The organism is Rheinheimera sediminis, assembly GCF_004005375.1.
In the GTDB taxonomy this organism is placed as follows: Bacteria; Pseudomonadota; Gammaproteobacteria; order Enterobacterales; family Alteromonadaceae; genus Pararheinheimera.
Genome location: NZ_RZUF01000005.1, coordinates 28191 through 42217, shown reverse-complemented (window position 1 = coordinate 42217; position 14027 = coordinate 28191). Strand labels below are relative to the sequence as shown.

Sequence of the window (14027 nt, the reverse complement as noted above, 5' to 3'; positions counted from 1 at the left end):
CTCAACACCTCATTTCTCTGCTCTGTAGTTTCGCTTTTTTAGCTGCGATTTAGTTGCAGATAGCAGGGAAATGTCAGAGTAAAACAGGTGCCTTTGCCAAGCTCTGACTCAAAGTCTATGCTGCCATGCATCATTTCAACCAGAGTTTTACTGATATTTAAACCCAAGCCAGATCCCTGATTACTGCGGCTATCGGAGTTGTCGGCTTGCGCAAATTTCTGGAAAATTTTAGTGTGGAAAGACTCAGCTATACCAGTGCCCTGATCTTTTACTTTAATCACAAGGTCATCATTATGTCGCTGATAACTCAACTCTACGACTGAGTGGCTGGGGGAAAACTTAATGGCATTCGAGATTAAATTCGACAAAATTTGTAACAAGCGGAATTTATCCTGAAATAAATAAAGCTGTGCTTGAGTTGCGGGTGCCGCCAAATTCAACCGTACTGAGTATTTATCGGCATAAGCCTGATTTTGTTGTTTGGCTTCTTGCAGTAATTCCCAAACCTCCACTTCTACAGGCTGTAGCTTTAACTGACCAAACTCTAGCTTTTCAATATCCAGAATATCATTCACCAGCCTTGCCAGTCGGTCGGTGTTGGTTTTGGCAATCTGTACCAGTTGTTGGGCTTGTGGTGGTAATTCACCGACTACGCCACCAGCCAACAGGCCTAAAGAACCGTTGATCGAAGTGAGCGGCGTGCGAAGCTCATGGCTGACGGTGGAGATAAATTCACTTTTCATCCGATCGATTTTTTTGCGCTCACGTAAATCGTGCAACATCAGGGTGTACAAATGTTTATCTGCTATATCTACCCGGCTTAAGCCCATTTCCAGCGGAATTTGCCGGCCATCTTCGCTTAACCCTGTCACTTCTACCGTATTGCCTACCCACAAGTTCAGTTGGTCTATCGTTAAAGGTTGCAATAATTGATGGTTTTTGTGCTCAGGTAAACAAGCCAATAGTTTACTGATAGGCTGACGAAGTAAGGAAGACATAGCAAAGCCAAACAGCAAAGAGGTTTCTTTATTGACTCGTTCAATTAAGCCCTGTTGATCGACTATCACTATAGATTCAATAGCATTGTCCAGAATAGAACTCAGCTCTTTGGTTCGTTGCGTGATTAAATGCTCAATGCGGGCCGAACGCCCTGTTAAAACCAGCAGGAAAATACCAAGCAGACTACATAACACCAAGCCACCCGTTAGCACATACCAGCTTTGTTGTCCTGAATTGAGGTTCAACAGGGTTTGACTTGGAACCAGTTGTAGTTCAAGTGAACGTCCGGCATGGGACCACTGGCGGGTCCATGTCAGATCACGGGCCTGTATCGGCAGTTCAGGCAAGGCGCCATAATAAGAAAGCCCTGTGCCTAAATCTTTGACTTGCAGGTGGAACTCTGACGTATCGTATTGGCTTAAGCTGGTCTGCACCAGTGCTGATGTTTCAAAGATGCCACAGATAAAACCACGAATCTTTTTACGTTTTTCCTCAATAGTTTGTGGTACCACACCCTCTTGGTATACCGGAATAAAAAACAGAGCAGCGTCATTGCCACCGACAAGCTGCACTGGTGCAGATATACTGATACGGCCAGAGTCCATCGCATAATCCATGGCCTCTTTGCGTGCAGGATCTGCGGCTAAATCAAGCCCTACAAGCGATCGATCACCTGTGGATGAAGCGACAAAACGAATCACGCTATAGTATGGACGCACTGCAGCAGGTTTTATTCCTGGGGTGGCATATTCCTTAAACAAGCTGTTTAGCTCAGCTTCTACTGCCGCACGCCTGGAATGAGGTATCACTTCAACCCAATCAAAAAACAACACACCTGCTTGATTCCAAGGATAGTTTTGTAAAAACTGCTGAAACATTTCGTCAGTCACTTCAGCCTGAATGGCAAAGAGTCGCTCCAGCATTTGCATCTGTTGCAGCACTTTGCTAACCCTGAATTGAAAAGTGGCGCTGATTTGCTCTGACTGATCAAAAAACTTTCGCTGCAGGTTCTGGTGGTGCTGAAAACGAGCCAGCACAAATAAAGCTATGACCAAAGCTGTGCAGACCAACAAAGGTAAGCCCACAGTCAGCCAGCGTGCACGCCATAAAGGGCGGGGTTTGGCGAACAACATAAATACTAAGGGAACAGCAATCATCACGCCAATCATGTCGCCAACCCACCAGGTAAACCAGTTCAGCATCGCATTCTGGTGGGTGACTAACCCATACTGTTCTAATACCAAAGTGGATAAAATTGAGCTTATCAAACACGCAAAGGGACCTGATAGGGCAAAGAGCCAAAGAATGCTTTTTTCAAAAGTTAAGGCACTGTGAAACTGAGCAAAGCGACGCACAGCCCATAGGGCACAAGCTACAGTGATAGCCGTAATAGCAGCCATACTGAGGCTGTAGACCACTTTATCTGACCAGTTTAAATAGTGCGGCCAGTCGGGCTGGGCCAGTTTCAGAATAAGGGAGCCTAAAAATGCGCCGGCCAGCATAGGGTAACCCCACAACAAGGCTGCTGCTATGGCTATACCTAAAGAGGGAAATACCGAAGTCGCCATGCCTGGTGCTATGGCCAGCAACATAGCCAATTGGCCAAATACAAAATAGGCGATAGCCAGCAAAAGGGCCCGCAACAACGTCAAGCTGGGAGCTGGAATTTTAATCAAGACTGACACTTCACCAAAACAGATACCGGTTTCTTCCGGCGAACCCCTAGCTTACCCCGAGCCCGTCAGAAAACAAATGCTCCAGGCTTTGCTTTTTTGGGAAAACTAGGGTTAAATTAACTGTTTTTTTATACAGTTCTCCGTCGGGCTTCTATTATGCGTCTATTTATCGCCGAAAAACCCAGTATGGCTCGCGCCATTGCCGATGCCTTTGGTTCTCATCAAAAGCAGCAAGGGTATCTGCAACTGAGCAACGGCGATAAAGTCAGTTGGTGTCTTGGTCATTTGTTAGAGCAGGCCGAACCTGAAGTGTATGATCCGGTATTTAAAAGCTGGCGGCTGGAGCATTTGCCCATTGTGCCGCAAGAGTGGAAGCTGGTGCCGAAAACACAAAGCAAAGCTCAGCTGAAAATACTGACCCAACTGATCAAAGAAGCTACCGAACTGGTGCATGCAGGCGACCCGGATCGGGAAGGCCAGTTGCTGGTGGATGAAGTATTGCAGCACAGTAAAGTCAGTCAAACCAAATTGAAGCAAACCAAAAGGTTACTGTTAAATGATTTAACTCCGACAGCTGTGCGCCTGGCGTTGCAGCAGTTAAAAATGAATGCTGAATTTGCGCCTTTGTCGCAAAGTGCTTTAGCGCGAAGCAGGGCTGACTGGCTGTACGGTATTAATTTAACCCGTACTTATACTTTACATGGTCAGAGACAGGGTTATCGGGGCGTGTTGTCGGTGGGCCGGGTGCAAACGCCAGTGTTGGGTTTAGTAGTGCAGCGTGACTTGCAGATCGAAAACTTCGTCAGCCGTGATTTTTATCAGGTCAAAGCGCATTTAACAGGAGCTGATTGGCCTTTTAGCGCCATCTGGCAGCCCAGTGAAGCCTGCGAGCCTTATCAGGACGAAGAAGGCCGTGTACTGAACCGTGAGTTGGCCGAACTGGTGCAGCGCAAAACCAGTTTTCAGCCCGCTGTAGTAGAGCAGGTGCAGCAACAACCAAAAAAACACTATGCGCCTTTGCCTTTTAGTTTGTCGGCTTTGCAAATTGAAGCGGCAAAACTCTATGGCATGACAGCACAACAAGTGCTGGATACTTGTCAGCAATTGTATGAACGTCATCAGCTTATTACTTATCCCCGTTCTGATTGCAGGCATTTACCAGAGCAGCAATTTGGCCAGTCTGCTGCGGTTTGCCGCGCTATAGTGGCGAACAGCCCTGAACATGCAGAGATGCAACAACAGGCAAATTTAAGCTTACGCAGCAAAGCCTGGGATGACAGTAAAATCACGGCCCACCACGCTATTATTCCTACCGACAAAGCCTTGAAGTCAGCCAGTTTGAATACCTTTGAAGCCAAACTCTATTGGCTGATAGCGCGGCAGTTTTTATGGCAGTTTTTCCCGCCTTATTGTTATCTGGAGCAACAAGCGCTGATTAAAATTGCCGGAGGTTTATTTAAGGCTCAGGCACGGCAGCTGCAGTCTTTGGGCTGGAAAGCTTTTTATAAAGCCAGTCAAAAAGAAGATCAGGACGAGGATACGGCAGAATTGCAAAGGCTGCCTCCTTTAACCAAAGGCCAGCCATTGCAGTCGGGCCAGTCGGAATTGCTATCAAAACAAACCCAGCCACCGGCTTATTTTACTGATGCCACTTTATTGGCTGCTATGACAGGCATCAGTCGTTTTGTGACTGATCCAGAGTTGAAACGTATCTTAAAAGAAACAGCTGGTTTGGGCACAGAAGCCACCAGGGCCGGTATTCTGGAGTTGTTATTCAAACGTGGTTATTTGCAGCGTCAGGGCAAACAAATTCGGGCCAGCCAGTTAGGCCGGGTTTTTATTCAAAGTTTGCCACAACGTATCACAGCACCGGATTTAACCGCCTTGTGGGAAGCTCAGTTAGAGCAAATTTGCCACCAGCAACAAGATTATCCGCACTTTATGGCGCAATTAGAACCAGAAATTACCAGGCTGGTGCAGCAGGCAAAGGTTTCTGCAGAGATAGCGAAAGCAGGCTCATCACAAAAACCTGCTTATAAAAATACCAGGCGCAAAACAACGCAGGGCAAAGCGGCTTCCTCTGCAAAACGGACAAAAGTTAACAAAGTTGTTTAGTTCGTTATTAAGTGTAATGCCTCTGGATTGCTGTGGCAGACTGCATTAAAGTCGGGGCACTTTGTTTCAGGGATTTTTATAATGTTTAAAAAAACTATACTAACAACCACTTTTGCCGCCGTTTTAGCTTTCAGCAGTCAACAAGCGAACGCCACCATCGTATTGGTTGAAACCAATATGGGGGATTTTGAAATCAACCTGTTTGACCAAACCACACCAAAAACTGTGACTAACTTTCTGAACTATGTAAAAGATGGTAGCTATGACAATGTGGTATTTCACCGTTCAGTGAAAGACTTTGTCGTACAAGGTGGTGGTTTTCGTTACAGCGGAAACAATACCAGCCCTTTTGCTGCAGTAGCAACAAGGGGCCCTGTGGATAACGAGCCTAAGCTGTCTAATGTTAGGGGTACTGTGGCTATGGCGAAAGTAGCCGACAGCCCAAATAGCGCTACTAATCAATGGTTTGTTAATTTGGGAAATAACGCCAGCAATCTGGACAGACAAAATAGTGGTTTTACGGTTTTTGGCGTAGTGACTGGCACAGGTATGTCCATTCTGGATAGCATCGAAGATTTATATGTGCCTGCTACAGGGAATTTTGCCGGTGCACCATTGCGCAATTACAGTGCGACAGATCTTGCGAATAATGTGGCTTTGACGGCCAGCAATCTGGTTGTGATTGAAAAAATTACCGTGATCAACGACAGCCCAACGACAGCTGCTAACCTGAATCCTGCACCAAATACGCTGGCAGGTCAGCAGACTGACAGCAGTTCTTCAGGTGGTGGTTCAATGGGTTCTGCTTTACTACTGGCTTTGGCTGGTTTGGCGTTTTGGCGTCGTCGTAAAGTTTAAACTGAATAGGTTGGTCATTCTGTTGGATTAAAGACGGGCGCGGATAAACCGTGCCCCTACAGTTTTGTCGAATCAGGCAGGCTGTTGGCGTAAGTGGCTGGTTAATAGCTCGCCTGCTTGCTGAATATGCTGCTGCAGTAAAGCTACAGCAGCATCCAATTGTTGCGCCCGCAGTAACTCCAGCAACTGCCAGTGTTCCTGATGGCTGGTATCAGCGTAATTCAGGCTGATTTCCTGAAAACCTAAATAGCGCTCCACCTGCTGGTGCAGGCTGTGCAATAAACGCAGCAAATGTGGGCTCTGACTTGCCTGATATAACATCAGGTGAAACTGCCAGTTTAATGCGCCTCTGTCTGCGGCAGATAAATTCTGATCGTGCTCAATACGATGCAATAAATCTTCCGCCTGACCAATTATACTAAAAGTGAGCTGGGGAAAAGCGCGGCGTAGTGCCATAGGTTCCAGCTGCAAACGAATTTGATACAACTCTTCGGCTTCTGCTGCGGTTAAAGGCGGCACCATTAAACTGGCTTTACCAGCCATCACCAGTAAAGCTTCAGCTTTGAGTTGCTGCAAAGCATCCCGCACCGGAATACGGCTGACCTGATAATAATCCGATAACTTCTGTTGATTCAGTGCAACACCTGCAGGCCAAACGCCCTGACGGATATCCTGTTTTAACTGCTGATATAAGCTGGCTTTGGTCATATTAAACTACCTTTCTCTGTGGCAGTTTCAGTACCAGAGTGCAAAGCAAGCCTGCTACTAAACCCCAAAATGCCGGGGCTATATCAAAGAAGCTGACACCTGAAACTGTGACCAGTAAAGTCACAACAGCAGCTTCTCTGTGCGGCCCGGCTTGTGTGGTTAAGGCCAGATTGGTTCCTATAGTGCCAAGCAAAGCCAAACCGGCCAAAGCTGTGACTAGAGTTGTTGGAAAGGCGGCAAATAAAGCCACAACTGCTGCGCCAGCTAAACCCGTCAGCAAGTAAAAAATACCTGCAGCCACACCTGCGCTGTATCTTTTGGCGGGGTCGGCATGAGCTTCAGGGCTGGCACAAATAGCAGCAGTAATAGCTGCTAAATTGATAGAAAAAGCGCCTAAAGGCGCCAGCACTATGGTAGTCAAAGCACTGGCGTTAATCAGTGGGGATACCGGCAGCTGGTAACCGCTGCTTTTAAAGACAGCTAAACCCGGAATATTTTGTGAGGTTAAAGTGACAATAAAAAGTGGTACACCTACGCCCAATAAAGCACTGACAGACCACTGTGGCCAAATCCAGACTGGCGCTGGCCAGTCAAACTGCACCTGGGCAAGATTCAACTGACCTTGCAGGCTGGCATAAAGCACTGAGACTACCAACACTAATGGAATAGCGTAGCGGGGCAGATACTGTTTACTGACCAGATAAGTCACGCACATCAGTCCTACCAGCCTTAGATCCTGCTGCAGCGAGGTAAAAATCGACAAGCCAAAGTTAAACAAAATACCAGCTAGCATAGCACAAGCGATTTGCAGCGGAATTTTACTACTGAGCTTTTCAAACCAGCCTGTCAGACCCAGTAATAAACTTAAAGCCGCGGCAAAAATAAACACACCTACAGCTTCAGCTAAACTCAGGCCTTGTAAACTGCTGACCAAAAGTGCAGCCCCAGGCGTGGACCAGGCTGTGAGCACTGGCGCTTTAAAATACAAGGACAAACCAATACAGGTGAAGCCCATGCCAAGGCCCAAAGCTAAAATCCAGGACGCCATCACCGCCTGATCGGCGCCAGCAGCTGCTGCAGCCTGAAAGACAATAGCCACTGAGCTGGCAAAACCAACCAATACAGCCACAAAACCAGCAGCTATGGCTGATAAGCTAAAGTCGCGCCACATAAAGGTCACCTGAAAGGATATTTATGAATACATTAATTTATTTTGTATACAAATTTCAAGCTAAGTGATAAATAAATCCGTAGCGACGGGGCTTGCCCTGCCCGTCATGAATTCCAAACAAATCTCTATCGGCGCTTGCACCCGTCTATCGATAATTAAAATTCGTTATTTTAGTGTCAGGCAGGGTAGAAGAGGGTTGTTTGCTCATTGAATTTTTTCAGGCATTCACTGCATATACAGCTATTTTGATCCGGCACTTTTGCCAGCAGTTCAGCCGGAAACTGTTGTTGCATGCACCAACACTGGTTTTGTTCTGTTGTGCCTGCTTTGCATAAATTAGCTTGCTGACATAAAGGGCATAGTTGCTCGGGCATAAAAATGCTCTGTTTTAGTTTAGTTGTACTATACCTCAGCAAGCCAGAAGTAGCGGAAATCATTAAGTGTTGGTTGATGATTTTTGTTATGCTCTTGCACATTAAATCAAGGAGCTACAGATGAGCCAGATAGGAACCCCGGGTGCCGCCAATGCCACTAAAGTGCTGTTATTGGGTAGCGGAGAACTGGGTAAAGAAGTATGTATTGAACTCAAACGTTTAGGCTGTGAAGTGATAGCGGTCGACCGTTACGCCAATGCACCTGCTATGCAGGTGGCCGACCGTCACTATGTTATTTCCATGCTGGACGGTGCAACCTTGCGCCAAATTGTGATCAAAGAAAAACCCGCACTGATAGTGCCTGAACTGGAAGCTATAGCCACCAGCACGCTGGTAGAACTGGAGCAACAAGGTTTTACTGTGATCCCAAGCGCCAAAGCGGCCAATTTAACCATGAACCGCGAAGGCATCCGCCGTTTAGCGGCAGAAGAGTTACAACTGCCTACCTCGCCTTTCCGTTTTGCCGATGACAAAGCTAGCTACTTAGCTGCTGTGGCGCATATTGGTTACCCTTGTGTGGTGAAACCTATTATGTCCTCCTCCGGCAAAGGCCAGTCTGTACTGAAATCCGACGCTGATTTAGAAGCCGCCTGGGCTTATGCACAGGAAGGTGGCCGTGCCGGTAAAGGCCGGGTGATAGTGGAAGGTTTTATCGACTTTGATTACGAAATCACGCTGCTGACAGTACGTTCCATTTCCGGCACCCAATACTGCGAAGCTGTAGGCCATAGACAAGAAAAAGGCGATTACCGCGAGTCATGGCAACCTCAAGCCATGTCGGCTGTGGCTTTGGAGAAAGCCCAGCGTTACGCCGCTGTAGTGACTGAAGCTTTAGGTGGTTTTGGTTTATTTGGTGTGGAGCTATTCGTGAAGGGTGACGAGGTGTGGTTTAGCGAAGTATCACCCCGACCACATGACACCGGCATGGTAACCTTAATTTCGCAAAACTATTCCGAATTTGCTTTGCATGCCCGCGCCATTTTAGGTTTGCCTATTCCGGTTATTCGCCAATACGGCCCGGCCGCTTCAGCTGTGTTATTAGTGCCTGGCAATTCACAGCAAATTAGTTACGGCAACCTGGCCCAGGCCTTAATGCAACCCGACACCGACCTGCGAATTTTTGGTAAACCCGAAGTGCAAGGTGAACGCCGTATGGGTGTAGCTTTAGCTTTAGGTGACAGTGTAGAGCAGGCCAAACAAAAAGCACTGGATGTAATAGCGCAAATTAAGGTGGATGTGCTTTAGGTTTTATACTTAGTGCTGCTTCACTTTTAACATTTGAATTTGAAAACAAGGGCCTGCGGGCCCTTTTTGTATAGTAGTGGCCCCGCAAAATCAGTCACTTAGCCATAAATTGGGCTTAAAACCAGACAACCAATTTTTGATGTCGGCCAGGACCGCCTGATGTTGTCTTTTTTGCGATGGAACAAGCAGAGGCGAGCAAGTCCTGTTTTCTTTTTCGGCCTAGCGTTATTTTCAAAAGCGCCATTACAAAACTAAATTTCTCTAATCATCAAAGTATTAAAGCCAATTCTTGATTTTGGGTGCGTTAGAGCTTGTTTTTTCTTTTTGTTAAATTATATTTAATTTTAAGTTAAATATAATTTCTTTTTTCATTTGTAGTGTGGGAGCGCATAGAGTCGGCGTTTTTAACAACACTGCTCCGTTACGACTGAGCGTGATGCTAAATGTGGATGTAGTGCAAAAACAGAGCAGTCTGATGACCGAGTTGTATTAGCTGATCTTGTGGCTGAAAGACAGGCTGCACTCTTTAATCTTATCGAGGAGAGATAAAATGCGAGAGTTAACATTTGAACAACTGGAAAACATTAGTGGCGGAGACCGCGGAGCTGTCGTGGCAGGAGCTTCTATCACGACAGGTATGGGGGCTGGTGGATATGCTGCGGCTGCTGCTCGTGGGGCCGGATACGGTGCTAGAGCTGGAGCCATCTTTGGGATTGCTGGTTTTTTAGGTGGGGCTATTTTAGGTGGGGCTGTAGGTTTCATTGCCTACGAAATAGGCCGGTAATAGTGTGTTGGAGGGCAAGGCCCTCCAGCTGTTTGTCTGGAGTTTCTTATGATATGGAATAAGGATATTAAGTTTGCTGTATTACTATCAATAGCTGCATCATTTTCTTTCTTTTTTATTTATTCTGGCAATGTATATGCTCAGGTGGCTGTGGGCAGCGTCGCATTTGTGATTGTCAGTATGCTTTTTTTCTATAAAAAAAATGAGGATTTGACTACCCTTGGTAATGTGAAGTGTTTTTTATTCAAGTTATTACTAAGTTCTTCTGTAGCTATACCACTAGTGTTTTTAACTGTTTGGTTGTCTTACTATCTGGGTGGGTGAACCAAGGCAAGCGCAGAAATTTCAGCCCGTTATTTGTGTGTTTTTAGAGCAAAACAGGCATAGTTAGTTTCGTCTTCTCCGTTGACCAGCTCGATTGTTAAACAACCTGAAGTAAAAATGAACACTTACCCCCTCGCTCTGCCGCGAGTCGGCTTTCTGTTTGGTTTTAAGGTCAATACCATTCTTTAAAGGCAGGTTTTTTATGAGAGAACTGGCAACTACAGACTGGCTGGAACTATCGCTGGTACTGCTGTTTGTGGTTTTGGCAGCGGCTGCTGTGTTATTGGTTTTTCTCAGGTTTAAACGTAACTACTGGCCACTGAAAAAAGCTCCCTTCTGGTTTGAGGCATTGCAGCTGGGTGCAGTGATCAACGCTGGATTTTTTAGCGCCAGACTGGTGCAGATTTATTTGCTGCCATTATTCGGTTGATTTATGGAGCTGAATTAAGCCGCACCACACGCAGGCTCAGAGTTTTAATCTTTTTTAAACTCTTCCAGCTTCGGATATTGCCTTAATACATCACAAGCTCTTTGCATGGCGTCGCCAAATAAGGCCGGGTGAAAATCACCCTTTTGGCAGTAGTCGCGGCGAAACTGCAATAAGTTGTCTATAGTGCGCGCTGCCTTGGCTAAGGCTTCCTGCTGGCCTGTGCCTTAATCCTTGCCTATGGCATAAAAGGCTTGCTGAATTTTGCGGGTAACCATTGAATCGGATTGAGCACCGGGCAACGAGATGTGCTCAGCCAACCAGTCCAGCACAGGTTCTGAGTAAGCATAAGGCAGCATTTTTGGATGGTCATAAAATGTCAGGGTGCTGACAATCAGCAAACATAACAGCAAAAATTGCGGATAACTTGTTACCCCATTTATAACGCTATTGTTTTTAACACAGCAATAGCAGCATAACACTGTCAATCTGATAGCCAAATACCCTTGTGCTGTCAACGAAGTTTACAGGTTAAAACTAAGAAGAATATAAAAACCCAATATGGATCATGGTGTTATATAATTGCTGCCTTTGGTTCAATTATTGCAGCTATTCTTCCAGAGTGTAAACTGGGTTACAACATAAAGCAGTAAGGGCAGCCTTCACAGCGTTGATCACAATGCCTCCATGCAGACTGGCATAGTGAACAATTTTCATTAGATAAAGCTGAGATTGTCTTGCATCAACAAGCTGCACTAAACAGCCTGCTACACTGAATATCGGCTAGCAGCACGAGGTATGGGCGTGGATAACAAAATAGATATTAAGAATATTCCGGTAGAGGTGCACAAACCTAAGTCGGATAAAAACAACAAATATAATCCAAGAGATCGCATTTATATAAGAGCGGTAAAGGGGTTGCATCAGAGTTTAAGGCGTAATATCGGCTTTGTTTTTATGGGCCTATTTATGTTACTGCCTTGGCTGGAATTTAACGGCCAGCAGGCTATTTTGCTCGATATTGTCGAGCAAAAATTCTATATCTTCGGTATGACTTTATGGCCGCAGGACTTCACTATTCTGGCATGGATTTTTGTCATTAGCGCTTTTGCGTTGTTTTTTGTTACCACCTTTTATGGTCGGGTCTGGTGTGGTTATTTATGTCCACAAACCGTCTGGACCTTTATTTTTATGTGGTTTGAAGAAAAAATTCAGGGCACCCGTAATCAGCGCATGAAGCTGGATCAGGACCCCTGGTCATTGAGTAAATTGGGTAAAAAAGCGCTAACCCACTTTTGTTGGCTTGCGTTTTCAGTATTAACAGCCTTAATTTTTGTCGGCTACTTTACGCCGGTAGATCAACTGTTTATCCAATTTTTCACCTTCGAAGCCAGTTTTTGGGCTGCAGTATCTGTTTGGTTTTTTGCCGTTTGTACTTATGGTAATGCCGGTTGGATGCGCGAAATTATGTGTACTCATATTTGTCCTTACGCCCGCTTTCAATCTGCCATGTTTGATAAAGACACCTTTACCGTGACGTACGATGCCAAGCGCGGTGAAAACCGCGGGCCACGCTCTCGTAAAGACACAGACTATAAAGCCAAAGGCTTAGGTGATTGTATCGACTGTAATTTATGTGTGCATGTATGTCCTACAGGTATTGATATCCGCAATGGATTGCAGTACGAGTGTATTAACTGTGGCGCTTGTATTGACGCTTGTGACGATACGATGGATAAAATGGGCTATGCCAAAGGCCTGATCAGCTACACCACAGAACATAGCCTGGAAGGTAAAACCACTAAGGTTATACGTGGTAAGTTAGTAGGTTACTTTATGGTATTGGTGGCTGTTTGTGCGGCTTTCGCCTGGACCTTGGTGGTGCGTAAACCAGTGGTGATGGACATAGTGCGCGACCGTGGTGCTTTGTACCGAGAAACCGATGAAGGTTTAATTGAAAACACTTATACCCTCAGAGTCATTAACAAATCGCAACTGGAGCAAACCTATAAACTGTCTATTGAGGGGTTGGATAAAGCGCAGTGGTTGGGCAGCCAAGAGCTGACTATTAAAGGTGGTGAAACAGCCAACCTGCCAATCAGCTTATCGTTGGACCCTGTAGATGCGAAAAAACCTGTGCTGGATATTGAGTTTGTTTTACAGGACAGCGACGAGCCTGAGATTCGGTTAACTCAGGGCAGTAAGTTCTTTTCCGCCCGTTAGATCTGTAAAAGCGTTAGACTAGGGAGCTTCGGCTCCCTATTTTTTTGGGTGCAGTATCGACCAAATGGAATTCCATGAGCACTTTTGATTTTTCTACTTTAAGTCCGGATTTAATGCTGGATGCCCTATTTCATTATGGCTTTGATGTCAGCTCAGGCTTATTGCAACTGAACAGTTTTGAAAACAGAGTCTGTCAATTCAGAGATGCTGATAACAAAAGGTGGGTGGTGAAGTTTTACCGGCCTGAGCGCTGGAGCCTTGAACAATTACAGGAAGAGCATCAGTTTGTGCGCGAACTGGCTGACATTGAAGTACCTGTAGCCGAAGCGGTAGCACGCGATGGTCAGCAGGTATTGTCTTATGGCGGCTTTTATTTATCTGTATTTCCGAGTCGGGGCGGTCGCACTTTAGAGCCTGATAACGAAAATCAAATGCTGCAACTTGGGCGTTTTTTAGGCATGGTGCATCAGGTCGGTGCGGCGAGGCCTTTTATACACAGGCCCACCATTAATCATCAGACTTTTTTGCTCGACAGCCAGCAAAGCTTGCTGCATTCAGGTTTAATTCCACCTTCGCTGGAAAAAGATTATCAGGCCATGATGCAACAACTGTGCGATAAGGTGGGGCCTTTGTATAAGCCGGAAAAAATCCGTCGGGTGCATGGCGACTGTCATATTGGTAATTTGCTGTGGCACGACGACAGGCCACTCTTGCTGGACTTTGATGATAGTCGCAACGGCCCTGCAGTGCAGGATTTATGGTTATTGCTGAACGGTGACAGAGCCGAGCAGACTTTTCAGTTGTCGTTGTTGCTGGAAGAGTATGAGCAGTACTGCGATTTTGACCATAAAGAACTGCGTTTCATCGAGCCGTTGCGCGCGATGCGCATCTTGTCTTATATGGCCTGGATAGCCAAAAGATGGGCCGACCCGGCATTTCCACAGAACTTTCCATGGTTTAGTACAGACCAATATTGGCAGCAACAATTACGGGCATTGGATGAACAGCTGAAATTCTGTGACCAGAGCCCACTTTCGCTGATGCCTCAGTGGTAAGTTTTTGT

At 46.0% G+C, this 14027-nt stretch carries 13 protein-coding genes; 8 read left to right on the top strand and 5 right to left on the bottom strand.

The genetic code is table 11. From position 1 onward, the window contains the following. Positions 1-38 precede the first annotated feature (38 nt). Entirely contained in the window at positions 39-2675 is a 2637-nt protein-coding gene (locus EMM73_RS04440) for a CHASE domain-containing protein (RefSeq protein ID WP_127685254.1), read from the bottom strand. Between the two features lie 156 nt (positions 2676-2831). On the opposite strand from EMM73_RS04440, the gene EMM73_RS04435 reads away from it, so the two are divergent. Then, the gene (locus tag EMM73_RS04435) at positions 2832-4790 is read left to right on the top strand and encodes a DNA topoisomerase III (RefSeq protein ID WP_127685253.1); all 1959 of its coding nucleotides are present in this window, start codon (positions 2832-2834) and stop codon (positions 4788-4790) included. An 81-nt stretch (positions 4791-4871) separates the two neighbouring features. Next, positions 4872-5648, top strand: coding sequence for a peptidylprolyl isomerase (locus tag EMM73_RS04430; protein ID WP_127685252.1), 777 nt, complete (start codon positions 4872-4874; stop codon positions 5646-5648). A 72-nt stretch (positions 5649-5720) separates the two neighbouring features. On the opposite strand, the gene EMM73_RS04425 is transcribed toward EMM73_RS04430, so the two are convergent. The 3 genes from EMM73_RS04425 to EMM73_RS20510 all read right to left on the bottom strand — a co-directional run bounded on the left by EMM73_RS04425 (position 5721) and on the right by EMM73_RS20510 (position 7901). Continuing rightward, a complete protein-coding gene (locus EMM73_RS04425) occupies positions 5721-6356 on the bottom strand; it encodes a GntR family transcriptional regulator (RefSeq protein WP_127685251.1) in 636 nt (211 codons plus the stop codon). Position 6357: 1 nt separating this feature from the next. Next, the gene (locus tag EMM73_RS04420; RefSeq protein ID WP_127685250.1) at positions 6358-7527 is read right to left on the bottom strand and encodes a benzoate/H(+) symporter BenE family transporter; all 1170 of its coding nucleotides are present in this window, start codon (positions 7525-7527) and stop codon (positions 6358-6360) included. A 176-nt stretch (positions 7528-7703) separates the two neighbouring features. After that, the gene (locus EMM73_RS20510) at positions 7704-7901 is read right to left on the bottom strand and encodes a cysteine-rich CWC family protein (protein WP_127685249.1); all 198 of its coding nucleotides are present in this window, start codon (positions 7899-7901) and stop codon (positions 7704-7706) included. A gap of 120 nt (positions 7902-8021) precedes the next feature. Here EMM73_RS20510 and purT point away from each other — a divergent pair, with 120 nt between their 5' ends. The 4 genes from purT to EMM73_RS04395 all read left to right on the top strand — a co-directional run bounded on the left by purT (position 8022) and on the right by EMM73_RS04395 (position 10744). Then, entirely contained in the window at positions 8022-9206 is a 1185-nt protein-coding gene (gene purT / locus EMM73_RS04410; protein ID WP_127685248.1) for a formate-dependent phosphoribosylglycinamide formyltransferase, read from the top strand. A gap of 550 nt (positions 9207-9756) precedes the next feature. Continuing rightward, positions 9757-9990: a hypothetical protein gene (locus EMM73_RS04405; RefSeq protein ID WP_127685247.1), complete on the top strand. Its 234-nt coding sequence runs from the start codon at positions 9757-9759 to the stop codon at positions 9988-9990. Positions 9991-10038: 48 nt separating this feature from the next. Further along, positions 10039-10314 (top strand): hypothetical protein, encoded by a 276-nt coding sequence (locus EMM73_RS04400; protein WP_127685246.1) that lies wholly within the window; start codon positions 10039-10041, stop codon positions 10312-10314. Between the two features lie 202 nt (positions 10315-10516). Further along, the gene (locus EMM73_RS04395) at positions 10517-10744 is read left to right on the top strand and encodes a hypothetical protein (RefSeq protein ID WP_127685245.1); all 228 of its coding nucleotides are present in this window, start codon (positions 10517-10519) and stop codon (positions 10742-10744) included. 224 nt (positions 10745-10968) lie between these two features. Here EMM73_RS04395 and EMM73_RS20000 read toward each other — a convergent pair whose 3' ends face one another. Beyond that, positions 10969-11142 (bottom strand): hypothetical protein, encoded by a 174-nt coding sequence (locus tag EMM73_RS20000; protein WP_186435126.1) that lies wholly within the window; start codon positions 11140-11142, stop codon positions 10969-10971. A 403-nt stretch (positions 11143-11545) separates the two neighbouring features. On the opposite strand from EMM73_RS20000, the gene ccoG reads away from it, so the two are divergent. Together ccoG and EMM73_RS04385 are read left to right on the top strand one after the other, a co-directional pair. Then, complete coding sequence (ccoG, locus tag EMM73_RS04390) at positions 11546-12964, top strand: cytochrome c oxidase accessory protein CcoG (RefSeq protein ID WP_186435125.1); 1419 nt, start codon at positions 11546-11548, stop codon at positions 12962-12964. A 74-nt stretch (positions 12965-13038) separates the two neighbouring features. After that, positions 13039-14019: a serine/threonine protein kinase gene (locus EMM73_RS04385; RefSeq protein ID WP_127685243.1), complete on the top strand. Its 981-nt coding sequence runs from the start codon at positions 13039-13041 to the stop codon at positions 14017-14019. Positions 14020-14027: the final 8 nt, after the last annotated feature.

Bases quoted from the DNA above. Each gene is read 5' to 3' on its own strand.
- EMM73_RS04435 (WP_127685253.1), top strand. From the start codon at position 2,832: ATGCGTCTATTTATCGCCGAAAAACCCAGTATGGCTCGCGCCATTGCC.
- EMM73_RS04430 (WP_127685252.1), top strand. From the start codon at position 4,872: ATGTTTAAAAAAACTATACTAACAACCACTTTTGCCGCCGTTTTAGCT.
- EMM73_RS04425 (WP_127685251.1), bottom strand. From the start codon at position 6,356: ATGACCAAAGCCAGCTTATATCAGCAGTTAAAACAGGATATCCGTCAG.
- EMM73_RS04420 (WP_127685250.1), bottom strand. From the start codon at position 7,527: ATGTGGCGCGACTTTAGCTTATCAGCCATAGCTGCTGGTTTTGTGGCT.
- EMM73_RS20510 (WP_127685249.1), bottom strand. From the start codon at position 7,901: ATGCCCGAGCAACTATGCCCTTTATGTCAGCAAGCTAATTTATGCAAA.
- purT (WP_127685248.1), top strand. From the start codon at position 8,022: ATGAGCCAGATAGGAACCCCGGGTGCCGCCAATGCCACTAAAGTGCTG.
- EMM73_RS04405 (WP_127685247.1), top strand. From the start codon at position 9,757: ATGCGAGAGTTAACATTTGAACAACTGGAAAACATTAGTGGCGGAGAC.
- EMM73_RS04400 (WP_127685246.1), top strand. From the start codon at position 10,039: ATGATATGGAATAAGGATATTAAGTTTGCTGTATTACTATCAATAGCT.
- EMM73_RS04395 (WP_127685245.1), top strand. From the start codon at position 10,517: ATGAGAGAACTGGCAACTACAGACTGGCTGGAACTATCGCTGGTACTG.
- EMM73_RS04385 (WP_127685243.1), top strand. From the start codon at position 13,039: ATGAGCACTTTTGATTTTTCTACTTTAAGTCCGGATTTAATGCTGGAT.